The sequence below is a fragment of the Amycolatopsis sp. NPDC026612 genome, assembly GCF_040638285.1.
In the GTDB taxonomy this organism is placed as follows: Bacteria; Actinomycetota; Actinomycetes; order Mycobacteriales; family Pseudonocardiaceae; genus Amycolatopsis.
This window is the reverse complement of the sequence record NZ_JBEZYB010000074.1, coordinates 1-23,260: the sequence shown is the minus strand read 5'-3', so window position 1 is coordinate 23,260 and position 23,260 is coordinate 1. Positions and strand designations below refer to the sequence as shown.

At 66.9% G+C, this 23,260-nt stretch carries 14 protein-coding genes and 3 pseudogenes; 8 read left to right on the top strand and 9 right to left on the bottom strand.

Going from position 1 to position 23,260, the window contains the following annotated elements; all coding sequences use genetic code 11:
- Nucleotides 1-61 precede the first annotated feature (61 nt).
- The gene (locus tag AB0F15_RS37275; RefSeq protein ID WP_360281154.1) at nt 62-3,043 is read right to left on the bottom strand and encodes a hypothetical protein; all 2,982 of its coding nucleotides are present in this window, start codon (nt 3,041-3,043) and stop codon (nt 62-64) included.
- A 126-nt stretch (nt 3,044-3,169) separates the two neighbouring features.
- Between AB0F15_RS37275 and AB0F15_RS37270 the strand changes: the two genes are divergently transcribed.
- The 3 genes and pseudogenes from AB0F15_RS37270 (at nt 3,170) to AB0F15_RS37260 (ending at nt 4,577) form a co-directional block, all read left to right on the top strand.
- Nucleotides 3,170-3,370: a hypothetical protein gene (locus AB0F15_RS37270; protein ID WP_360281152.1), complete on the top strand. Its 201-nt coding sequence runs from the start codon at nt 3,170-3,172 to the stop codon at nt 3,368-3,370.
- A gap of 61 nt (nt 3,371-3,431) precedes the next feature.
- Nucleotides 3,432-3,566, top strand: a pseudogene (locus AB0F15_RS37265) (YciI family protein); the annotation flags it as partial.
- Nucleotides 3,563-4,577: pseudogene (locus AB0F15_RS37260) on the top strand (sigma factor). The pseudogenes AB0F15_RS37265 and AB0F15_RS37260, both read left to right, overlap by 4 nt.
- Before the next feature lie 195 nt (nt 4,578-4,772).
- On the opposite strand, the gene AB0F15_RS37255 reads toward AB0F15_RS37260, so the two are convergent.
- Nucleotides 4,773-6,632 (bottom strand): ATP-dependent helicase, encoded by a 1,860-nt coding sequence (locus AB0F15_RS37255; RefSeq protein WP_360281150.1) that lies wholly within the window; start codon nt 6,630-6,632, stop codon nt 4,773-4,775.
- Nucleotides 6,629-8,593: an AAA family ATPase gene (locus AB0F15_RS37250; protein ID WP_360281148.1), complete on the bottom strand. Its 1,965-nt coding sequence runs from the start codon at nt 8,591-8,593 to the stop codon at nt 6,629-6,631. Before AB0F15_RS37250 ends, AB0F15_RS37255 begins: the two co-directional genes overlap by 4 nt.
- A gap of 660 nt (nt 8,594-9,253) precedes the next feature.
- Between AB0F15_RS37250 and AB0F15_RS37245 the strand changes: the two genes are divergently transcribed.
- On the top strand, nt 9,254-9,559 hold the full coding sequence (locus AB0F15_RS37245; protein WP_360281146.1) for a hypothetical protein: 306 nt from the start codon (nt 9,254-9,256) through the stop codon (nt 9,557-9,559).
- Between the two features lie 247 nt (nt 9,560-9,806).
- Nucleotides 9,807-9,920 (top strand): annotated as a pseudogene (locus AB0F15_RS37240) (hypothetical protein); the annotation flags it as partial.
- Nucleotides 9,921-9,960: 40 nt separating this feature from the next.
- Here the strand turns inward: AB0F15_RS37240 and AB0F15_RS37235 are convergent.
- From AB0F15_RS37235 to AB0F15_RS37225, 3 genes are all read right to left on the bottom strand, one after another.
- Nucleotides 9,961-10,275 carry a GH25 family lysozyme gene (locus AB0F15_RS37235; RefSeq protein ID WP_360281144.1) on the bottom strand — a complete coding sequence of 105 codons (315 nt, stop codon included), beginning with the start codon at nt 10,273-10,275 and terminating at the stop codon, nt 9,961-9,963.
- A 279-nt stretch (nt 10,276-10,554) separates the two neighbouring features.
- Complete coding sequence (locus AB0F15_RS37230) at nt 10,555-10,995, bottom strand: hypothetical protein (protein WP_360281142.1); 441 nt, start codon at nt 10,993-10,995, stop codon at nt 10,555-10,557.
- A gap of 69 nt (nt 10,996-11,064) precedes the next feature.
- Nucleotides 11,065-17,328, bottom strand: coding sequence for a PA14 domain-containing protein (locus AB0F15_RS37225; RefSeq protein WP_360281140.1), 6,264 nt, complete (start codon nt 17,326-17,328; stop codon nt 11,065-11,067).
- Between the two features lie 218 nt (nt 17,329-17,546).
- Here AB0F15_RS37225 and AB0F15_RS37220 point away from each other — a divergent pair, with 218 nt between their 5' ends.
- Together AB0F15_RS37220 and AB0F15_RS37215 are read left to right on the top strand one after the other, a co-directional pair.
- Nucleotides 17,547-18,953 (top strand): DUF2079 domain-containing protein, encoded by a 1,407-nt coding sequence (locus AB0F15_RS37220; protein WP_360281138.1) that lies wholly within the window; start codon nt 17,547-17,549, stop codon nt 18,951-18,953.
- A gap of 209 nt (nt 18,954-19,162) precedes the next feature.
- Nucleotides 19,163-19,321 (top strand): hypothetical protein, encoded by a 159-nt coding sequence (locus AB0F15_RS37215; protein WP_360281136.1) that lies wholly within the window; start codon nt 19,163-19,165, stop codon nt 19,319-19,321.
- Nucleotides 19,322-19,801: 480 nt separating this feature from the next.
- On the opposite strand, the gene AB0F15_RS37210 is transcribed toward AB0F15_RS37215, so the two are convergent.
- The gene (locus AB0F15_RS37210) at nt 19,802-20,119 is read right to left on the bottom strand and encodes a hypothetical protein (protein WP_360281134.1); all 318 of its coding nucleotides are present in this window, start codon (nt 20,117-20,119) and stop codon (nt 19,802-19,804) included.
- Nucleotides 20,120-20,261: 142 nt separating this feature from the next.
- Between AB0F15_RS37210 and AB0F15_RS37205 the strand changes: the two genes are divergently transcribed.
- Complete coding sequence (locus AB0F15_RS37205) at nt 20,262-20,924, top strand: recombinase family protein (RefSeq protein ID WP_360281132.1); 663 nt, start codon at nt 20,262-20,264, stop codon at nt 20,922-20,924.
- 112 nt (nt 20,925-21,036) lie between these two features.
- Here the strand turns inward: AB0F15_RS37205 and AB0F15_RS37200 are convergent, their stop codons facing one another.
- Nucleotides 21,037-22,113 (bottom strand): DUF6531 domain-containing protein, encoded by a 1,077-nt coding sequence (locus AB0F15_RS37200; RefSeq protein WP_360281130.1) that lies wholly within the window; start codon nt 22,111-22,113, stop codon nt 21,037-21,039.
- Nucleotides 22,114-22,519: 406 nt separating this feature from the next.
- Entirely contained in the window at nt 22,520-23,005 is a 486-nt protein-coding gene (locus tag AB0F15_RS37195) for a hypothetical protein (protein WP_360281128.1), read from the bottom strand.
- Nucleotides 23,006-23,260: the final 255 nt, after the last annotated feature.

Genomic DNA, 23,260 nt, shown 5'->3' with positions numbered 1-23,260 from the left:
ACTCGCCCCCGATGTCGTTGTCCGAGTACCCAGCCGGCGATCGGGACATCAACTGAGCCAACTACCCCAGGGCACGAAGGACCCTGCTCGACGCATACCGGACGAGAAGGCCATCAGGATCGCTGACGTGATGCTCGACGATGTTCCGAATGTCGGGAAGGAACTCGGACCCGCACGAACTCAACAGAATAGTTCCAGCCACGTCAGGGTAACCAAGATCGACCAGCGACTTGGCGGCGCCGACTCGTCGCTGCGGCGACTCTGCCGGGTCGGACGCCACATCCGCCAGGTCGTCCGCGACGTCGTCCTCACCAGCCAGCCTGTTCAGCGCCAGTATCCGAGCTTCCCACCAGCACCGCAGTCGATCGTCAGCAGAGTCGACAACAGAGTCGAAGTTGCAGCAAGCGATCTCCATCAACAGACTCTTGGCGCTCTTCTCCATGTCGATTTCTTCTAGAATATAGACAACCTGCATCAACTCGCGGGCAAGAAGCGGATATTCCTTCGCAACGCACAAAAGTTTTCCGGCCACCTTTTCCGCCAAGCGCTCCTTTACAATCCACCACCACATTATACTCCAGGATTCGAGTTCTTCGCTGGCAGTGATCAAACTTGCCCACTCGTGAACTCGAAGGTCCACATTAATTGCGAGCATCAACTCGTACATTTCCTCAGAAGAAGCTTCCGCATTAATAATCACATCACGCATCGCCTCCTCGTCCCCAGTCTTCGCAATTAGATATCGAAGACGCGCAGCATACCAGTCGGAATCCTCTTCACTATCTTCGTGCAACGAATTTTCTTTACAATATAGGCCTCGACGCGCGCAATCTCGCGCACGATCTATCTCGTTCATTTCGAACAGCTCCCACGCGATCACGTACCAGTCGTACACGACCAGGTCGGTTCGCCCGTCAAGGCCTTCGAAAATATCGGCAACGCGAAGTTTCTCGCCAATCTCCGTCAAGCAGTTGATAACGAGGAACATATCAGAGAGCTCCCTATCGGAGCGCTCCAAGATTCTGTTCAAGATATTCATTGCGTCGTCATGTCGATCAATAATGTGAAGCTGGCGCGCTATTTCAATGTCTCGCCTGAGAAATTTTTCACCCCCGGATTCCGCCAGACTCAGCAGTGCATCGACAACTCGCCCCCTTCCTGGCAATCGCGCCATTGCCGCGATCGCGAATACCGAGTCAGGAGATTTCGCCAATTCGCAAAGCCTGTACCGCACATCATCCTCGACGGCGTGATTCAGGTAAACGCCATCCGCAACCAGATCCGCGGCGAGTTCGACTCGCTCTACTCTTTTGCTCTTGATCAGCTCATGCAGGAGAGGCGCAGGCTCATGAATCCCGCCACCTTCTTCCAACCAGCGCCCCAATGCAAAGAAGACACTACCCCTGACGCTTTCCCGGCCGAGCTGATCAATGACACGGCGAATCGCCAGCCGGGTGAGCCCGTCGCCGAGCCACTCGGAAACCATCCAGCCACCGGCGAGGTACTCAGCGAAGCTCCGGTGAACAAATTCGAGGGCATCACCGACCAGTCGCACCACTCCCGTACCGATAAGCAGAGATCTCACGTACTCCTTCCATCGCGGAATGTCGCCGACTGGATGCGACGCGTTAGCCACAGTCCATTTGACCGCTTGATGCCATAGTCGGTCAGTTTCAGCACCGAAATCGTCCCGACTCAAGATATGACTCACCGCCATACTCTCGAGCAGATCCGATATGTTCTCGAACAGCCAGTCGGCAAGTCGCCCGCCATGCCGGTAGTCACTCAGGTTCTCTAACAGTTTACGACGAGCTTGAAAATAGCTTTGCCGCACATCCAAGAGGTAACGAAAGAACTCACGATAAAGTCCCGCACGGGAAGTGGGCAATTCCCCATCGCCAGTCTCTTCGTAAACGATCGCCGCGATGGTCGCGAGCAATGGCAAGGTTACCACGGCATTGAGGCGCGCGTGCTCGATCGATTGGATGAACCGATCCGGATCCCCGCTTCCGGAACGGGCCCGGAACCAACTCCCCGCAAACGTGTTCAACTGTTTCGCGGTGAAGGGCTGCAGCTTGTAATGCACGGCACCCGCCATGCGCAACGGACCCAGTTCAACTTCGCCGAGCGGCCGGGACGCCACCAGGAAACGGTACGCGTTCTCCGGCTCTTCCAGTCGCCGGGCCAACGCCGTGATGACCCTTGCGCGTTGGTCTACGTCCAAGATCTCGTCGAGGCCGTCGACCAGCAGCAGCCACCGGATTCCGGCGCCGGGGGGCTCTCGGAACAATGCCTGGTCGATCCGTACGTCGAGATATTCGTGCAGTTCAGCGTGGACCGTCTCGGCCACCGCCTCGGCCAATACCGACGACGCGATCGCCGTGGCCCGGACACGAACCGGGACTACCCAACCGCACGGCGGTGCCAGCGTCGCCCGGGCGTCCGGGGCGAGCCACCAATCTGCCGATTCAGCGGTGAAGTGATACTGCACGGTCGACTTTCCACCGCCGGCGTCCGCGGTCAACAGTAAGTTGCGGTGGAGGTGCATCACGTCTTGCACCGGACGCGGACCGAGACCCATCTCGCCCGGCGAGTTCCGGCCGACTTCTTCGCTCGAGTCCTGTTCGACGTACAAGGTAGCGAGGGGAGGAACGTTGTCGATCAGCAACCGGTAGGGCAAGTGGTGCGCGGCCCGTTGTTGAGCCACCAATAGCTCCCGTACGCCGGAGGCGAGCTCCCGTCCCGGGCGTTCGATCAGCGCTTTGCCGTCGCCCCAGGCCCGCTTGGCCGCCAGCCAGTGCGTGGACACCTCGGCCAACCACGCTTCGGAAGGGTCGATGGTCCTGGCGATCACCTGAACGGTCGCTCTGGGAATCGGACGCTCTGCTTTGATCAAGGCAGAAACCACGGAATCGCTGAACCCGGCGGCTCGAGCCAGTTCACTTTGGCTGGTGAACGCCGAAGCGCGCATCCTCCGCTTGATCAGTTCGCCGAGGTCTACCGCAGCCTTCGGCCGCGCAGTGCTCTGTGCTGCTCGGACCATTGACGCCATCTCACTCGCTTCCCGGCAACCTCCCGGGAACGTCCCGGCCCGGACGGGAACCATTGAACCATCCGACGCTCGTCCCAGCGGCCGACACAGGCCGCCGCAAGAAGGAAGGGACGGGATATGAAGCTGTTGATGATGCTTGCCTACGTGTCCGACGCACCTTGGTACGTGGTCTTCGCGTGGCTGATCGCCTACCAGACGACGGTGCTGGCACGCCGCCGAAGTCTGCTCGGCAAGTACCGGAGGAGCCTCGGTCGCCTCCACCGGGCGGTGCACGTGTCCAGGAAACACACGACCGCCAAGACCAGCCGGGGCGAGTAGGTCCCCCTGGGGGAGCCAGCACGAGCGTGGCCGGCCGGGCGTTTCAATGCCCGGCCGGCCACTCCTGGACTGCCGCGCCCTGGACGAAGCCCTCGAGCTGGCCGCGCTCTGCCCGATGGCCGCCGACGGCACGATCGAGGTCCGGCCGATCGCCGGGGTCCTGGACCTCGACCACCGCCCGTCGACGGGCGCATGACGGCCGCGCCCGTCCTGTCGGAGGTCTACCGCGAGCACCGCGCGAAGATGCTCGCCGCCTTGGTCCGCGTGCTGGGTGACTTCGAATTGGCCGAAGACGCGCTGCAGGAAGCGTGTGCGCTCGCTCTGCGCACCTGGGACGACCGGACACCGGACGACCCGGTGGCCTGGTTGCTGACCGCGGCCCGCAACAGTGCGATCGACCGGCTCCGCCGCGCCCGAACCGGCCGGGCCCAGCTCGCCCGGCAGCCGGAGGAGGCGATCATGAACTTCGGCGAAGAACGCCTGCTCAGCGTCGGCGACGAGCGGCTCAGCCTCCTCTTCACCTGCTGCCACTCGGCTCTGGCCGAGGAAGCGCGGGTCGCCTTCACGCTGCAGGCCGTGGTCGGCCTGACCGCCCGGATCGCCCGGACCTTCCTGGTCGTCGAGCCGGCACTGGCCCAGCGGCTCGTGCGCGCCAAACGCAAGATCCGCGACGCCGGGATCAGCCTCGCCGTCCTCGCCGATCACCTGCTGCCCGAGCGGCGCTGCTGGTCCACCACTCGCGCTCGGCCACCCGCCACACCCCGGCCGGGGACGTCGTCCTGCTCGAAGACCAAGACCGCTCCCGCTGGGACCGCGCCGAGATCGCCGAAGCCGTCCGGCTCCTGGACCGGGCCCCGCGCTTCGCCGCGCCCGGGCCGTACGTCCTGCAGGCGACCATCGCGATCCTGCACGCCCAGGCACCGACGGCCCGGGACACGAACTGGCCCGCGATCGCCGCGGTATATGCGCAGCTGCCCGCGGTGACCCCGTCGCCGGTGGTCGCGCTCAACCACGCCGTCGCGGTCGCCATGGCCACCACCCCCGAGGATGGGCTGGCCTTGACCGACCGGATCGGGGGCCTCGAAGTTATCACCTGCTGCACGCGGCCCGCGCCGACCTCCTGCGCCGCCTCGGCCACTCCGACGAGGCGGCAGAGGCGTACCGGCGCGCGCACGAGCATTTAACGGGCACTCGACGAGCGCAATAGAGTGCCGCACATGCCGGTCCACTGGACCGGCTTCACGCGGTCACGCTGCACTAGATCCAGCCCACGAACACGGGGTGCAGCCATAACATCGGCTTCCTCGACGGATCGCTCACCATCGTCAGCCTCAACTTGACCGCGGCCTGGACCGAAGCGGACTGCCCGGACAAATAGCCGGCCCGCGCCGCGGATTCGTCCTCATTCCACACCCAGGTGCCGAAGAACGTCTCGGGCGAACCGGGAAACCCCGTATTCGTTCTTCGAACCCCAATCCGTCTCCCAGAACGAACCGTAGACCAGCACAAGCGCTCGCTTGGCCCGGGTGAGCCCGACGTAGAACGTACGCCGGTCCTGCGCCAGTCGGTCCGGGTTCGGCTCGGGGTGCACGCGCAACCGCCCCGACCACCGACGACCGGGCATGATGCCTTCGACCAGCCCCGGCAGGATCACGACATCCCACTCCCGGCCCTTCGCGGAATGGTAGGTAGTCAACGTGACCTTGCCGGCCCGCAACGCGCCGGCGGCGATGTCCCGCACTTCAAGGCCATACGCGCTGGCAGCCTCTCGGAACTTTCCCAGAGCTTGCTGGTCTCGGACGGCGGAGCTGCCTGCGGCGATAGCGTCTAGCTCAAGTTCCCGGATCAGGTCGGTCAGCCACGCGTGCAGTGGTGGTTCGTCCGACCGGAAACCGTTGAGCAGGCCGGCGAACTTCCGGCCCGCGGCACGACGGTCGAGCCGTGGCAGCCCGGCGGCTTCGCGCACCGGAGCGTATGCCCGTACCAGGTCGCCCAAGGTGGCGACCGAGGTCGCACCGGTGTCCGGGCCCAGTACAGCCGGCTGATGTCCGGCAACGGCACGGGCCGCGCAGTCGCGAACGAAGTCGGCGAGCTCACCCCTGGGCAGCCGTTCATCCCGTTCATTCACATAGGCAATGCGTCCGGCGTCGAACTCGTCGATCAAGGCCGACAGCAAGGGTCCACGGGCGGGGTACAAGACCGCGATGTCGTGGCCGGCCACCCCGCTCGCGAGCAGCGCGTCGATCTTGCCTGCCACGATCGCGGCGTGTTCATCGAGCCCGCCGTCGGCCATGATCGGCTCGATGGCCCCGTCGTCCGCCCGGCCGGGCACCGCCCGGTACGTGCGAGGTTCTCGGAGGGCGGCGTGGCTGGCCGCGACGATAACTTGGCCACACCGATAGTTCACCCCGAGGGAGTGGTCGCGGAAGTCCCCACGTGCGGCCAACTCGTTCAGGTACCGCGGGTCGGCACCGGTGAAGCCCATCACGGACTGATCGGGGTCTCCGAACGCCGCGATACTCACGCCTGCCGCGTCGTGCAGGGCGAGCACGAGCGCGTGCAGGACCGGCCCGAGGTCCTGGTATTCGTCCACCACCAGCCACGAGTACCGGGAGGCGAGTAGTCGGCCGACGGCTGGGTGCTCGCGCACGATGCGCAGCGACCGCGCCACCATCGCGTCGAAGTCCCATCGGCCGGCGGCGAGCAACCGCTCGTCGAACAGCCGCGCCGAGGCGACCATCGGACTGGTGTCGTCGTCGCCGATCAGCCCGGCGGCGAGTTCCCGGCGTAGCTTGGTGATGGTGGCGGTTTCGTACTGGGCCTGATTGGACAAGCCGACGTCGTCGAAGCAGCGCTGCAGGAGCCTGACCCACTCGGTGGCCTTGTCGTCGATCACCGTCCCCTGCTCCGGTACCGGGATGCCGAGCAACGGGCCGTAGGGACGCAGGATGGCCGATAAGCACCAGCTGTGGACCGTGCCGCAGACCAGTCGACGGCCGGGCCGGATGCCGAGCCGGTCGAGCCGGGTGGTGATCTCCCGTGCCGCCTGCCGGGTGTAGGTGATGGCAGCCACGCCTTGCCGCGGTGGCACCTGTACGTCCAGCAGGTAGCCCACTTTCGCCACCAAGGCGCGAGTTTTCCCGGAACCGGGACCGGCGCGGACCACACTGTCACCGGTGTGGCGGGCCACGGCTCGTTGAGCGTCGTTGAGCCCGGCGAGCTCGGTGGCGAGACTCGGGCTCACCCCTGCCGTGACCGTCACGAGGACGCCGCTTCGCCCGATCCGTTGCGCGCCTGGCAGGGACGCTCGATCAGGCCGCTGCCCCGAACACGCCGCGATATTTGGTCAAGGGCGGCCAAGAGGTAGCCGTACGTTCCCAGCGCGATCAGTTCGCCAGTGCTCAGATGGGCCCGCAACGCCACCCCCGCTTCCCCAGCACCGCTCGTTTCGGCGAAGTCGCGTTCGACTCTTTGCGCGATGTTGGCTCCGGCGGTCTCGACGTGGGCGGCGAGGCGCTGGGCGTACCGGCCCTTGCTCACGTGCTCGACGCGCCGCAGCACCTCCTCGCAATCGTCGGCGGTGAAGTCGTCCTCGGCGATGGCCGCCATTGCATCGTCGAATCGGTCGCGGAGTACCGGTGATGTGACCAGTTCCGCGTGTGCCGCGCTCAGCTGAGCGGCCAGCAGCGGCACGAGATCGAGCTCGAGCGTCCGGACGCCGACGAAGATGCCGTGCGGGACGAGCCGCTGCTGCTCCTCAGTGGTGTCCACGTCCGGATCGGCGTACTCGAGCAGCGTGGCGATCGCGTCCATCAGCTCGTTCCGCTCGTCGCCGGGTGGCAGCAGCCGGGCCGCCCTCTTGAGCCCTGCTAAGACGTACTTCCCGTTCCTCAGGGGATCGCCGTCCGTGACGATCACGTGGGGAACGGCCAGGGCCGTTTCGCCGAGGAGGGACCGGTAGGGCGCGAAGTCGGTGCCGCCGATGTTGGCGACGATCACGCCGTGCGCGTCGAGGTCGAACCCGAGCGCACTGGCCAGGGCCGGCAGGAGGTATGCCTCCGATTGGCCTTCGGCCAGGATTGCTGCCGAGCAGAACAGCAACTCGGCCCGGCTGACGTCGAGATAGCGCTCGAGGTCGGCTCGCTGGACCCGGGAGAGTCCGGCTCGGGTGGTGGTAGCTGCCACCGTGGCACCGGTTTCGTCGCGTCGCAGCAGGATGATGGCGTCGAGCCGGGTCACCGCGGCGATGTGCGAGCTGTGTGTGGTCACCACCAGCCCGGTCTCACTCCGGAGCAAGTAGCGGAACAGCTGGCGTTGCAGGACTGGGTGCACGTGGGCTTCCGACTCTTCGACGGCCAGTACCGTGGCGACGACCGCGTCGGTGGCGCGCCGGGTCTGCAGCCGTTCGAGCAGCAGGGCTAGGTAGATCACGTTGGCGTTGCCGGTGGAGGTGTCGGCGACGCTGCGCGAGCGGTTGGGGTCGACGTAGAGCCGGATCGACCGCAGCAGGCGGGCTGGCGCGCTGGAGGCGAAGCCGAGGGTCGGGATCACGTCGAGCTGCGGCCCGGCCAGGTCGGCGAGGCGCGCGGAGAGGTCTTGCGCCACCTTGGTGACTTGCTTGTCCGTGGCCAGCTCGTCCATGACCTCGTGGATGCCCTTGGCCGCGGCTTCAAGCGCCGAAGGTGCCGGCGGATGCGCGTCCAGCAGCTCTTGGAGCGGCGAACCGCGGTAGCGGGACAGCGCGTCCGCGGCGTCGCGCAGCGCCGGCAGCACGGACAGCGATACGTCACGCCGGACGCGCCGGGCGTCGCGGTCACCGTCCGGGCCACCGACGATGTCGAAGTCGTAGTCGTCGCGGGTGAGCGGCCGGTCGACCTGTTGCGGGTCCACTCGCGGCCGGTAGGTGTAGGCAAGACGGGCAACGAGAGGAGTCAGGCTGACGAAGCAGCCGTCGAGCGTCGCTTCGGCCGCTGTGTCGCCCTCGATATCGGTCAGCTCGACCTCGATGCGCACTTCGACGCCGTCGGCCAGCGTGCCGGGCGCGTAGTCGCAAATGTCCTCGGCCCTCAGCCGTCGGGCGCTGTCCGGCAGGTCGGGGTCAAGCACCAGCCGTAAGGCGTGGAGCAGGTTCGACTTGCCGATACCGTTCTCGCCGAGAATGACCGCGACGGACGGGAATGGGGTGATTTCCAGGGCGCGGAAGTTCCTGAAGTTCTCGACCACCACCCGGCTGATACGTAGCACAGTACCCTTTCAAAGCCCTGGCCTCGGCCACCCCGTGACTGTTAACTTTCTACATTTTGCCCAGACCAACATACGGACTGTCACGCATTAGCACCCGTTCGAGTGATTGATCACCCAGTGTTCGGCCTACCGGTAGGGATTTATCAAGAATCAGTATTTGTTGCCAGTTAGGAACCGAACATCGGCGGGCTGTTCAACCGCTTACCGGACGAGGTGGTGCCGGAACCACGTCGTCAGGCCGGCGTCCCCGCACGAGCCTGCGGCGACTGCAGTGGGCTCGACATCGGGCTCGTCGGCGAGCAGGTGGGACATCTCGGGGATCGACAGCAGCTCGGCACGTCCCCCACGGCGTCGACGAGTTCGACCGCATCGGCGCACAGCGACGGATTATCCAGCTCACCGCCAACCCAGACCACAGTGCGTACGAGTCGGCGGCCTTGACCGTCACTGCCGAGACGTCTCCACAGCAGCCGTGCACCCCGCCCGCCAGCTCCGACGAAACGATTCTGCGCTGCATCACACGCCCGCTTGCCGACGGCGCGACGACCTGCACCGCGCGCGGCCCGCCCCCACCCAGCACGGTGGTATCCGGACGTACTTGCTGGCGAAGTCGTGCAGTGTCAACTGTGCGGCCGCCGAATGGACTCGCACTGGGTGAACGGCCGCCCTGGCTACCGCTGCCGCCACGGCCACACCAGCGCCCGCAACCGCCGACCAGAACTCGCCAAGAACGTCTACGTCCGCGAAGACCACCTACTCGACGATCTCCGCGTGCGATTCGCCGAGACTGTCGGTGCCGATGGGGCCGCGATCGCCGACTACCTCAGATCGAACAACCTTACGATCATGTGCGGCGGCCCGACTCGAGAAGTCAAGGCATGCAGCACACCGTGCGCGCTTGCCACGATAGACGAGTCCGTCGGCGACCAGCTGCTGTTACTCTGACCTGGCCGCGATGTGCGGCTCTACGGGGTAATTGAGTGTCCGAGGGGGACTTGAACCCCCACACGTGGGATATCTCCCGTGTTTAGGGAGATCATGCACTCATGGTAGCTCAGAGTCACTGTGTCCGCTCGGCTCATCCGGAATCACCAACGAGCGGGCTGTCCCGACAGCTTGATCCCGGCCGCCGGCCTGGTAGAAGTCGTCTCCGCATCGCCCGGCACGCCGACCAGCCGTTCGCCGACTCCGTGGACCGCGCCTTCGGGTGCCGCTGTTCCAGGAGCAGGTCATGCAGAGAACCGTTGACGTTGCCTCCTCCACCGGCGCCGAAGACGACCAGTTGCGGCGGGTCATGGGCGTATGACGCTCTCGGATCGAGCGAGGCCTTCGACGCGGAACTCGTGTCAGCTGACAGGCCCGGCAGCGAACGCGGCCAGTTCGGCAGCGGTGCCGGCGAAGACGTCCTGGTCGCCGGGGAATGTTCCGGATTTGGCCCACTGGTAGAACGTGTAGGCACTCCACCCGGCAGGCATGCCGGGTGGGCCGCCCGCATCCGAGGCGACCGGCGCGATCCACAACGGCGAATGAGCCGGGACAGTCATGTCTCCACCTGTGCAGTGATTCCACCAGCCGCGGGTCGTGTAGATCACCGGCCATCGACCGCTCCGGTCGTGCACCGTGGATCTTGCGAGACCATACAAATCAGCGTTGCCGCCCATCGCACACCTCCATGATCAAGGTGTTGCGACCACCAGTTGAATCCGCCCATCCAGCATTACAACGGTCGACGACCGCACCGCTCCCGCGAGCTCCGCCCACCCCAGCCGACCTACCCCTGGCCGACCTCAACACTCAGCGGATCAAGCGACAGCAGGTGCTCGGAGGCCTGATCAACAAGTACGAACGAGCCGCCCTGACTACTGGGCGGGGCCCGATGACCGACTTATGGAACCCACACGTCCTAGCTTGGGAGGAGCAGCAGGACAGCGTCGAAGACGCTACGAGCGAGTGAGCACCAACAGCACGACGAGGGCGGCCACGAACACGATCGGCACCAGGATCACGTTCACCGCTCGCGGCCGGTGGAAATACGACGCCTCCTTGTCGACCAGCATGATGTGCAATTGGATAATGGCGAAAAACGCGGCCGCGGCGGCCATGACCGACACTCCGCACAACACCAGGAATCCGATAACCGGCCCGTACCCGAACGGACCGCTGAGCACACCGGCAACGCCGGCGAACACGGCGCCGGCCGCGGCGACGCCACCCCATCCGTATGACTGAATCGCGTAGAAATAGAGCCAGTCGACGTCATCGGCCTTACCATCGGCCACCCGGCGCAGAATCCGCCCGCTGCCACGAGCCGCCGTTCCCTTGCGGTCCAGCAGCTTCCCGGCCAGCGTCAGGTACCACTCGGGCAGGTACGGAGTGCCCACGCGCACAGCTCCCTTCAACGCCGTGGGGGCCGGGCTGTGGACACAGCCCGGCCCCATCAGCCAGTCTAGCTAGAAGTGATACCTGCTCCGCACCTGCGCACTGCCCTCGTACAGTGCGGTCGCGGCGATTCCATATCGGGTGTAGCGCTTCTCACGAGTGGAGTGCCTGGCCGCCGCGCGCACCTGTTTCGCGCCTTGACGAGCCGCCTTACGCGCCCACCGCCCGCTGTTCGCCACCCCTCGGAAGGATTTGGCCTTGGTGAACAATTTGGCCGCGGCCTTCTTGGAGGCGTAGGCGGCAGCGTGTTTGACGAGGCCGCCGACACCGGTGAAACCGCCGGCGATGTCGAGGATGCCGCCGAGGATGTCGCCGTGTCGGAAGTCGTTGTACGCGTCATAGCCGCTGCTGATCGCGGCGGCCACGGTGAACGCGACCCCGACGAACGGCACCCACGACGTGGCCACAGCCAGCACGCTCAGCGTGGTCGTCAGGTGATCGGTGAAGGCGCTCTTGACGGTGTTGCCCAGCCAACCCAAGAACGAGGTGCCGTCCAGGTCGACGTGGTTGATCGGGTCTGCGTTGACGTAGTCGTAGTCGTTGGCCGACCCGCCGTCGACCGGGTCCACGGACAGGAATCGGCCCAGCAGCGGGCTGTACGGGCGCTCGCCCATCTGCACCAGCGACAGCGCGCCGGCGTGCTCGTACTCCCGCTGGTTCTGGCCGAGCCAGCCGTAGTCCATGTTGCCCGGCTGGTTGTCCGGCACGGCCTGGTTGTCGACGGTGCCGTCGGCCCGCAGCGCTTCACCGTAGGGCGTGTACGTGCGCAGCGAGCCGACCTGCACGCCGCTGCCGTTGGTGGTGACGGACAGGTCGCCGCGGACCGATGGGGCGTCCCAGGTGTCCTGGCCGCCGGCGACCTGCTTGGTGTAAAGCACGCCGCCCGGCAACACGATGCTGAAGGTCTGGAGATTCTTGTTGCCGTCCATGGTCAGGCTGGCCGAGTCGCCGGTGCCGGTGTAGCCGTAGAGCACCGCGGTCGTGCCGTCGCCGGCATGGGCGTCCCGGCGGACGATCCGGTTGAGCACGTCCCGCGTGTAGGAGATGTCCCCCACCTGGTTGGGATCGCTGCTGGTGGTGTGGGCGGACACGTTGCGGTTGCCGGAGTCGAACCCGAAGTAGCTCGTCGTGCCGCCCGAGCTGAACTGCGTGGTGTTACCGTGGCTGTCGTACTGGAAACCGGACAGCGCGGTGGCGCCGACGGTGGCCAGCAGTCGGTCCGCGGCGTCGTTGCAGTAGTCGGTCTCGGCGGTGCCGGCGCCGGTCTGGTCGAGCAGCCGGACCCGGTTGGTGTCGCGGCCGGCGTTGACCTGCGTGCCGGTCGGGCAGGCAGGCGCGGCCGCCGACGTGAAGTCGTACGTGTAGTGGTGCCCGGTGACATAGGCCTGGGTCAGCCGGCCCATTCCGTCGTAGACGTAGTTGGCGCCGGTCGGATTCGGGTCGACGCCGCCGAGCGACTCGTCGGTGATGGTGCCGGCCCGGCTGCGGGTGACCTGCGAAACGATCTGCTTGCCGTCACTGGTGTTCCAGGTCAGCGACGTGCCCCGGCCGGCGTCGTCCTTGCCCACGGCGGACAGCGCGCTGCCGTTGGCGTACGCGACCGAGGCCAGCTCGCCCGCCGCGTCGTAGGTCACCGTGGCCAGCACGGTCGTGCCGAGCTTGGTGGTCAACAGCCGGCCGGCGTCGTCATAGGTCGACGTGGTCGCCAGCGGGCTGTTGGCCTGGTTCGGCGGTGTCACGGTGGTGCTGGCGCTCCGGCCGATCTGGTCGTAGGCCGAGTCGGTCCGCACGCCGGCCGCGTCGGTGGAGGACACCGTGCGCCCCAACAGGTCGAGCTTGGTGGTGACGGTGCCGTTGTAGTCGGTGACCGAGCTGGTGAGCGGGTCGCCGCCGACGGCGTAGTCGTAGCTGACGGTGCGGGCGCCCGCGGTCGGGTTGGCCGGGTAGGTCTGCTGCACGACCCGGTCGCGGCTGTCGTAACTGGTGCACGCCCAGTCGCCGCTGGTGGCCTTGGCGACCACCCGGCCGGAGGCGTCGTAGACGTCCTCGTCGGTACGGGCCGAGCCGGCCGCCGGCGTGGCGGCGGTGGTCAGCTTGGGCAGACCGCCCTGGTTGGTCGCGGCGCTGCCGGCGACGCAGGGGTTGGCCCGCGTCTCGTTATCGCCGTAGAAGGCGTAGGCCGTGGTGGCGCCGCTCGGCTTGGCCTCGCTGGTGCGGCGCAGGTAGCCGCTGCCGACCGCCTCGTAGCCGGCGGTGCTGGCCAGTGCCAGGCCGGCCGGGTCGTTGACGGTCGAGCCGGGCAGCCCGAAGGTCGGGTCGAGGTTGCCGTCACCGAACCTGCTGGCGCTGGTCTTGTCCGGCACGCCGTTGGACTCCGACGAGGTGCTCGACGTGGTCAGCCCGTAGCGCGGCTTGAGGTACTGGCCGGGCACGTTCTCCTCAACCTGGCCGGGCCGGATCCAGTTCAGGTTGATCAGTCCGACGTCGACCCGGTTGTAGTAGTCGACCCGAATTCGCTTATACGCCCCGGCAACGGTGTTGTTGTACGTGCCCGAGACCGCGTGCGAGCCGCCGTCCGCCCAGGCGTCGACGATCAGCTGGTCATCGATCCACACGCGCACGCCGTCGTCCACCCACACCTTGATCGTGTAGGCGCCGGCGTCCGGGAACTGGATCTCCCCGGTGAAGCGAGCCGCGAAGCTGGCCGAGGCCAGGCCGGTGACCGGTGGTGTGGTGGCGCTGTAGTTGGCGACCAGCTTGCCGCTGGGCTCGCCGACGCCGGTGCCGTAGACCTTGGGCGCACCGGCCAGGTCGAGGTTGTCGTAGTAGGCGGCGGACAGGCCGTTGATGTTCTCGTCGTAGTTGGTGTGCTTGTGCGGCACGGTGTTCGCGCACGCCGCGGTGGGCAGCTGGCCGGCGAAGCAGGACGCGGGCGCCGGGCCGTAGTTGTCGGTGACGCGGTCGTCGTAGTCGTAGACGTTGGTGGTGACCCGGCCGGCCGCGTCGGTGGACGTCAGCTGCATGTCCTTGACGTTCCACGTCTGCGACGTGGTGCGGCCGGTGGCGTCGGTCGAGCTGAGCACCCGGTCGGCGTCGTCGTAGGCGACCTTGGTAGTGAAGCCCGCGGCGGGGCTCAGTCCGACAGTGTCCACATAGGATATCCGGTTGGCCGGGTCGTACCGGTAGCCGTGCCCCGGTCGCGGCTGGCCGGGGGCGGGCGCGGCCTGGGTCACGCTGCTGCCCTTGGGCTTGCCGGACGACTTGTCGTACGCGACAGCTGTGACGACATCGGTCGCGCCGGACCGGTTGGCCGGGTCGGCAGCGATCCAGTCGTTGACCAGGCTGGACCGCGACGAGGTGAGCAGGCTGTCGGCGTCGTAACCGAAGTCCGTGACCTGCGAGCCGGGATCCTCCACCCGGCTCAACCGTCCGCCGCTGTACCAGAGTCGGGTCTCGGTGCCGTCCCAGTAGCTGATGCGGCACAACATCTGCGACGGAGCCGTCGTGTCCGCGCCGGCGGGCCGGGTGGTGCCGCCGTAGCAGTCGTCGCCGGCCCGGTTGTAGTGCAGCACATGGGCTCGGCCGCTGACCGGGTCCTTGATCTGCGACAGCCGCGACGGATTACCGTCGTAGATGTTCTGCAATGCCGCCGGCTTGCGGGAATCCGCCGTGGCCGACTGGCTGTCCAGCTTGCCGTCGGCTCGGAACACGAACACGTCCGAGCCCTCGGTCAGCGTCACCCGGCCGCCGCTGTCCAGCGCTAGCACGCCGTCCTCGTCCGGCGGCGGGCTGTAGCCGCCGGCCGACTTCTTGGTCCACGTGTGCTTGGCGCCGGTGGCGTCGGTGAGCACGATGTTCTGGTCGGTGACCTTGGCTTCGGTGTAGCTCGAGCCGTCACCGTCGAGGTCGGCCGAGAGGGTCCAGCCCTGGGGCAGGACCGGCAGGTCGGAGGTGTAGAGCCAGTCGGCGGGGACGATTTGCGGGGCGACGGTGGTGTTGTCGGTGGTGCGCACGAACAGCCGCATCTTCGCCGCACCGGTCGCTTCGGCGTTCTCCACCTTGATCGGCACCCGCTGGCCCGCGGTCAGCGAGACATTGGTGGCCTGGGTCCAGTTCAGGTCGCTCGCAGTATTGACCTCGTAGACCTTGGCGTTGTTGATCCACACGGTGCCGCCGTCGTCGTGGACACCGGCGAACTGGTAGGTCCCGGTGACCGGGGCCTGGAAGAAGCCCTCCCAGCGGGCGACGAACCAGTCCGCGGGCAAGGCCGGCGCGAACGGCGAGTCGGTGCCCCAGTCGACGTTGACCTGCGGCTCGGGCCGCACCAACACCGGCTGCTGAGCGTCATTGATGATGCCATTATGCGAGAGGTCGACGAAGTAGGACGCCTTCAGTCCCTTGTTCTCGGCCTGCTGCGAGTTGTACGTGAACGACAGCCCGGCGTTGCCGCCGACCGTCGTGAACGACGGAGTCTGCTCAGCTGTCGACACATTGCCGTTGGCGAGGTTGACGCTGACCGGCCCGGCAGTGTCGACCGGTGACGGCCCGTGGTCGCCGATGCGCTGGTCGATCTTGAAGTGGCCGATCCACGTCGGGGTGATCGTGGTGGTGCCGCTGTAGGTCATCGCCTGCCAGGTGTAGGCAACACCGTCCTGCAGGATCCCTTCCGGAACCGTCCACGTCGGGGTGCTCAGGCAGCCGGACTCGACCACGACACCGGACTTGGCGTCCGCGCCGGTGGCGATGCGGAAGCAGTACTTGACCTGCTCGCCGTCTGGGTCGGTGACCGGTTTGACCGACAGCGTCGGGGTCAGCGACGTCGACACTGTGCCATCTGCCGGGGCGACCAGGGTTGTGGCCGGGGCCGGGGAGCCGGTGTCGACGGTGAGGGTGGCGTTGAGGTTCTTGTAGGTCCAGGTGCCGGCGTTTTCGGCGCCGATCATCATGAAGAACACCGTGCCGTCGCGGGCGTTGACGCGGTCGCGGATGAACCCGGTCATGCCTTCGCCGACGAAGCTGCCGACGTCACCGACCAGCGCGCTGGTCATGTAGCCGCCGACGCCGTTGAAGTTGAACGCCGACGCGTGGTAGAGGTTCGCGTTCCAGGTTTTCAGCGAGCCGACGACGCTGGTGTTGCGGGTCAGGTCCATTCGGGCGCCGACTACGGTCTTGCCGAACAGCGGCGAGTAGTCCATGTGGAAGACGCTGCGGTTGTAGGTGTCGCCGTTGGCCTGGCTGTTGCCGATCCGCAGGCCGCATGCGTCGCAGTTGGTGCCGTCTGAGCGGTAGGAGTGCGACTCGGTGACGCCGTAAGTGAACGTCGGGTCGACCGACACCGGGTAAACGCGCTTGGGGTCACGCAACCAGTTCGGGTCGACTGCGACGGTCAGCCACCAGTCCGCGCCGGCCTTCTCCAGGGTGTAGGTGCCGCCGGTCATCGCCGGGGCGGTCTCGCCGTGGCCCGCGGAGTCCCAGGTCTCGATCGGCGGCAGCACGATCTTCGCCGCGCCGCTCTTGTCGGCCAGGGTGACCGCGCCGTTCTTTTCCAGCTTCGGCGTCAGGTCACCGGTGGCGAGCTTGAACTTCCACGACGAGCGGCCGTCGGCCGGCGGACGCTTGAGCTTGATGGTCTCCTTCACCGCGCCTGGGGTGACCTCGTAATCCAGGTCTGTGCCCGCGGCGACCTCCGGGTAGGTGACCGAATCACCCTTCACCGCGGCGGTCGCCGGGGCGGCCTGGTCGAGCGCCAGACCCGCGGTGTGGCCGCCGGACTCAACCTGCAACACCGCGGCATCGTTGGCCTTGGCGGCCAGCGACGGGCTCAGCGGGTGGTGGTCGACGTCGGCGCGCTTGGTCGCCGAGTCAGTGGCCAAGGTGGTCTGGACTGGCTGCCACTGGCCGTGCTCGTCCTGCACGTTCAGTGGCTGGTTCGACTGCCGCACCGAATGCGTGCCATCGGCGTTGACGTACTCGGTCACGAACATCGACCGCGACACCGGCGTCGACCGTTGCGGATCGAAGTGCGTTCCGGCGCCGCCGTCCAACCGGCTCTGAGCGGCGAAATCCGCCTTCGACGGCGCCTGCGGCACGACAGCGGCCGGCGCGGCCGAGGACAGCAAACCGACGTCGCGCGGATCGATCGGCTTCGGCGCTTCCGCCACGCGCGGTGGCGCCGCAATCGCTTCGGTGCTGCCGACGAGCAACGTCACGGTCAGAGCAAGCACGATCGCTCTGACCCAGCGGACCAGATGGACAGGACGCGACAACCGCAGCACGGCCAGTTCCTCCCCCGGCGACCTGGCATCCGCCGTGGCCGCCCCCAATGGCCCGCGGAGCACGACTGCCGCCGCGGGATGGTGCCGGGCACTTCGTGCACATAACGCCCGATTTGCCCTGGTAGGTCGGGTAATTTCGCCCCGTGCCCGTAGCAAGCATCGGCAGAACCTCACGCCCCCGTTACACCGTCGAGTGAGACGAATCACACAATTGCCAGTTGATTACCGATCCGGTAGAAGTGCTGGTCACCGTCGGCCTGAAGGCGAAGACTCACCGGCTACGATCGCCGCCGGTCCTGCCGTCACCGGACCGCAAGTCGCCCTTCGGCAGGAGACCGATGCCCCAGCCCGCGCTCGACGCCCCGGACGTCACCGCACCGATCCCGCGCACGACCGCGAAGGTCCGTCACGAGGCCACGTCTCGGCTCAGTGTCGCGGCACTGTGGGTCTTCGCCGCTGTTCCCGCCGCATTGGCGCTCCTGGCCGCGGTGCGCACGCCGAAAATGCACGTACTGCTCGACTACTGGCACGTCTTCGCGAAGATCACCGACGACAACGGCGGCCTACTGCTCGGCCAAGTCTTCACCTACCACCTCGACCAGCCGTTCGTCGTGCCCTCACTGCTGTTCTACGCCGACGCCGCCTGGTTCGGCGGCGACAACCGCATCCTGACCGCCCTGACGATCGCGCTGCTCGCGCTTGCGGTGTTCGCGCTACGGACGATGCTGCCGCGACACCTGAACCCGACGACGCGGGTAGCGCTGACCGCGGCGATGTCCTGGCTGCTGTTCAGCTCCCACGCCACCGAACTGTGGTTGCAGAGCACGAACGGCATCAGCTGGGTCCCCGCGGTCACGTTCTGCACGATCGCGATCGCCTGCGCTCACCACGGCCACCGGGCCGGCGCATACGCGGCCGCTGTGCTTGGCTGCCTGAGTTTTGGTGCCGCGTTGCCGATCTGGTTCGTGATCGCCTTCATCGCTTGGCTGCGCAAAGACTCCCGTCTCCGGGTCGTGCTCCCCGCAGCGGCCGGGCTCGTCATCCTCGCCGCGTGGTGGCTCACCAAACCGGCCGGGACGCAGTCCGGGGCAACGAATGCCTTCGACCCGGATGGACGGCTGTCCGTGGTCGCCGCCGCGGTCGGCGGATTGTGGTCGGTGGACATCGCCGTCCTCGCTATCGCCGCCGGAGGCTTCACCATCGGCATTCTCGCGCTGCTGCTGCGCCGAACGATCACCGACCGGCGGGCTACCGACGCGGACTGGGCGGGCCTGGCTTGCTATGCCTTCGCTCTGGCTCTGATGCTCGCACTCGGCCGGACGACGACGAACGTCCCCGGAGGCAACGTCGGACTGATCAGCCGCTACGTCCTGGTCGCCGCACTGGCCACCGTCGCTTCCATCGTCCTGACCACATTTCACCGTCCACAATGGACACAACGCTACCTCGTCGTGGCAGTCGTCACGCTTTCCCTCGTCACCCACGCCATCGGCGGCGGCAAAGCCGACGAAGTACGCCGCAGCTACGCACCACTCAGCCTGTCCGCGATAGCACTCCGCGTCGACGCCCCCGCCGCACTGGACTGCACATCCAGCGCGCCGCCGCCCCCGCCGCCCGCGCATTAGGCGCCTACCCGTTCACCGACGACTTCACTCTCGGCTGCCACGGCCCCGAACTCGGCAGCCACCTCGACCTGACAACCGCGCAACCGAAGTCAACGAACGCAGTCGGAGCACTCGACGCCCCCGCCACCGATGCCGACGGCATCATCACCGGCTGGGCCGTCGTCAACGACACCCGCCCGGACTGCATCCTCATCACCGACCAAGCCGGCATGGTCACCGGCGGCGGCATCACCGGGCTGCCGCTCACCACCGGCCACACCACGCCGGCCCCGGCCGGAGCGACAGCATGGCAGGCAACGGCCGGCCCGACGAACGGACCGCTCACGATCCTCGCCGTCCAGGGCGGCCACCTCTACCACATCAGCTGAATCCCCATCTGCCGAGCCAGCCGGACACGGTTATCCTGCAAAAGCCCCGGCTATGCGGAGAACCGAAATGACTCGCCCACCCTGAAACCTTGAGCCTGCAACGGCATGATCGGCAGCGAAGAGGACGTTATACACGGTAGCTCCAGCTGCACTGATCGGGCGAAGCCCTCCCGGCCCGCCGACATGCGACCGCGGCTGGTACCTCGTTCCAGCGTGATCCCACCTCGACCGCCCTCAAGGCCAGCACCGCCAGCGACGGAGACCGTGGACTTGCTCGCGCAGCGGATGACCGTCAGCAAAGCAATCCACACCGCTCCCCGCCCCGAGCATGGCAGTGGCTTGCGGTTCGCCTTCTACGGCCGCACGTCGACCACCCGACATCACGACCGCGTATCGTCACAGGGCTGGCAACGCGACATGGCCGATGAGTTGGTCGCGAGCCACGGCCAGGTCGCCGCCGCCTACTTCGACGCCGGCACCTCACGCCGAGTCCCATGGAGACAGCGAACGCAGGCTGCCCAGCTCATGACCGAGGCGTCGAGTCCAGAATCCGTGATCGATGCGATCGTGGTCGGCGAATACGAACGCGCCTTCACCGGCACCCAGTTCACCACCCTCTACACCTGGTGCACACAGCACGGCATCCAACGCTGGTTGCCCGAAACAGGAGCCGCCGTCGACCTCGGCAACCGCGACCACCGCGCGCTGATGGCACTGCTGGCCACCCAGTCGCAGCGCGAACTCCTCCGCGCCCGCCACCGGGTACTGGCGGCGATGCACAACCAGGCCACCCAGCAAGGCCGCTACCTCGGCGGACGACCGCCCTACGGCTACCGACTCGTCGACGCCGTCCCGCACCCCCAACCCCGCCGACGCCCGCTGGGGCCGACGGCTTCAACGGCTCGCCCCCGATCCCCGCACCGCGCCGCACGTAGCCTGGATGTTCCGGCAACGTCTTGCTGGGAACAGCGTCGCGAGCATCGCCCGGCACCTCAACGAACGCGGTGTCCCCTGCCCGTCCAGCGCCGACCCGGACCGCAACCGCCACCGCACCGCAGCGCCTGGACACCGCACCGTCGCCGTCATCCTGGCAAACCCGCGCTACACCGGACGACAGACCTGGAACCGCCGCGCCGCCGACCCCAGCGGCCCAGCCGCAACGCCGGCCATGTCGGCGAAGGCCGCCCATCCGGCGCTCGTCACCGAACAGGACTTCATCGCCGCTCAGCAGATCCGGGCGGCTCGGCCAACCACCGACGGCCACGCGCACCGGTTCGCTTTGGCCGGCTTGATCCACTGCGGCGTCTGCAGCCGACGGCTAGACTCGCACTGGAACCACGGAAGTGCGACCTACCGCTGCCGCCACGGCCACACCAGCACCCAACGAGTGGACCAGCCGCGGCCGAAGACGCTTTATGTCCGCGAGGACCATCTCGTCGACGAGATCAGCATCCGCCTTGGAAATGAAGGCCACGACGGCCGCACCAAGCTGGAGCTTGATCGGCCACGTCGCAGACGTTTGGCAGCGGCGCTGCGTGACTCAGGAAAGATCATCGTCTACGACGTCGCCGGATGGCGACTGGAGAAGATCGATTCGAGCTGAGTTACGATCATCCCAGCTTCAAGATCGCGTGTCGCGATCCGTGGGGTAATACTGTGTCCGAGACCGAGTTGATCTATAACCCCACCCTGAAGTTCACCACCGACCTGCAGCTTTAGCCCACCCCAGCCGGCGAACTTGTCGGCGCGAGCAGCAGGACGATCGCCGATCGCTCCGGACAACCGCCCTCGGACTGATGTACATCCGGAGATACTCCTTCAGGGATTCCGCACCAGGAAGTCGGGTTGGCGCTGCCGATCGGACTGTGCCCGGTGGACAGCAGTACCCCGGCAGGACCGTTCGCGGTCGTCCGGAACCAGAGCTGAACCGACAGGAAGGTCGCGGACGTGACCAGGTTGTCCGGCAGTCGAACCGATGCGTTGCCGCCGAAGGCTGTGAACCTGTTGGGTGACCCCGGATGAGGCGCGGCGGTGTTCGACGCCGTCGCGGTCGAGGGGCCGTTGAGGGTGCCGAGGTTCGGCCCGACCTCGTCGACCGCGGTGGTCGCCGTCGACGCCTGGTTCAGCCGCCAATAGGCGTTGGGCTGGGCGTCGAGGACCGTGGACCGATAGTGGGAACCGGCGCCGGTTCCGCTGGTGTAGCCGTAGGTCGTGCACTGGGTTGCCGAGGTGGGCGGGCAAACCTTGGTGAGCGTGTCGCCGGCGTAGCTGTAGGTCCACGTCAGTGGTGCGGTTCCGGCGGTGACCGGGTTGGTGCTGACCTGGCTGACGTGCGCCCCGCTCCAGGTCAGGTGGAGCGAGCGGTTCCCGGCGGTGTTGGTGATCGTGCTGAGTGCACCGCCGGCGTCGTAGGTCAGGGTTTCGGTCCTGCCGTCGGCGTCAGTGATGGTGGTGAGTTTCCAGCTCGCGCCGACGTGGCGGGCGAAGGAGTAGGTGGTGCCGCCACGGTCGGTGAGACTGAAGCCTCCGCTGGAGACGGGGCTGAACGTGGCGTAGGTGCCTTGCGGCGGCGCGAAGGTGGTGCCGTCGACGTTGAGGCCGAAGCGCAGGGTCCGGCCGTCCGGGTAAGTCACCACCACGTTGCCGGAGCCGTCGTTGTCCGGCGTGGCCGCCATGTCGTAGGCGGTGGACCAGCCGCTGCCGAACAGGCTGGTGGTTCTCGGGTCGAGCGAGTTGTACGACCGGGTGATCGTCAGGGCCCCCGTACGGAGCCACTCTTCATCCGGCGGCACCGTGATTGATCACGCGGGGCCTCCGGAACCCCGGTTCCGATTCCGCAAATCCAGTACTGACAGTGGGCTCACGCTTCACTGAGCGTAATGCGCGCTCACCACGAAGAGGGCGTGTGAGCATTTGTGTGCGGAACGATCTTGGGCGAAAACCCTGCTACCAGGGGCTTCGTGCCATGCCAGGACCCCGACACGCCGATGATCGTCTACCTGTGATCAGCGCACTGATAACGCCGGGAAACAAAGCGTTCCCGCCGCGACGCTGGCAGCAGGCCAGCACCAGCCCGTATTGCGGGACGCCCTGCTCCGACACGGCGGGCGCTGTGACGCACCTGTGATCAAGACCGTCAAACGGGCCGCCACCCGGACCTGACGACTGAGCACTGGTTTTCGTCGAAGTCGCAGGCCGTCACCGCCAGCGAGACAGCCACCACACGCACACATCGAACCGCGCCCGCCACTTCGCCACCTTCATGTCCAGCCTGACGCCGTGATGCCACAGGAACAGCAGGACGGTGGCGGCGGCGCCGAGCAGCGTCAGCAGGCTGCCGACCACGATGACCGGGGTGTGCTTGTCACCTTCGTCGAATTCCGCGCGCTGTTCGTCCGGCCATACCCGGATCTGCACCTGTCGCCCGGGAACGATCCCGTGACCGTGCTGGTGCTCGAAGGTCTCCGTCTTCGTCACTCCGTCGGGTCCGGTGTACTCGACGTCGGCGGTCAGGTGCTCTCGGACTCCGGTCGCGACGACTCGCCCGGGGAAGAGCCCCGCCGACCGGTTCACATCCGCGGCCATCGAGGCGCCGGTCCACACCACCGCGAGGCCGCCGGCCAGCACCAGCAGGGGAAGCCACAGCAAGGCGGCCTCGGGCAGCCAGGACCTCGACGACGTCATGCCTGCAGCACGCCGGGAAGGCTGCCGCGGTTGCCCGGGGGGCGCAGAAGGCTTGTGCCTGGTCTCCGGGAGCGGAGGCCAACCGTTGCCGGCCTCGCGGTGGTCACCGCGGCCATGGCGAAGAACCGGCACGCCGGACCAGGTGTGTCCCTCTCCGTGCCGGGTCATCGCGCGGTGAGGATGCGCGCCCACGGCTCGTCGATGTCGGCCAGCTCCAGCACGGTGACCACGTTGTCGAGCATTCCGGCGCTGAAC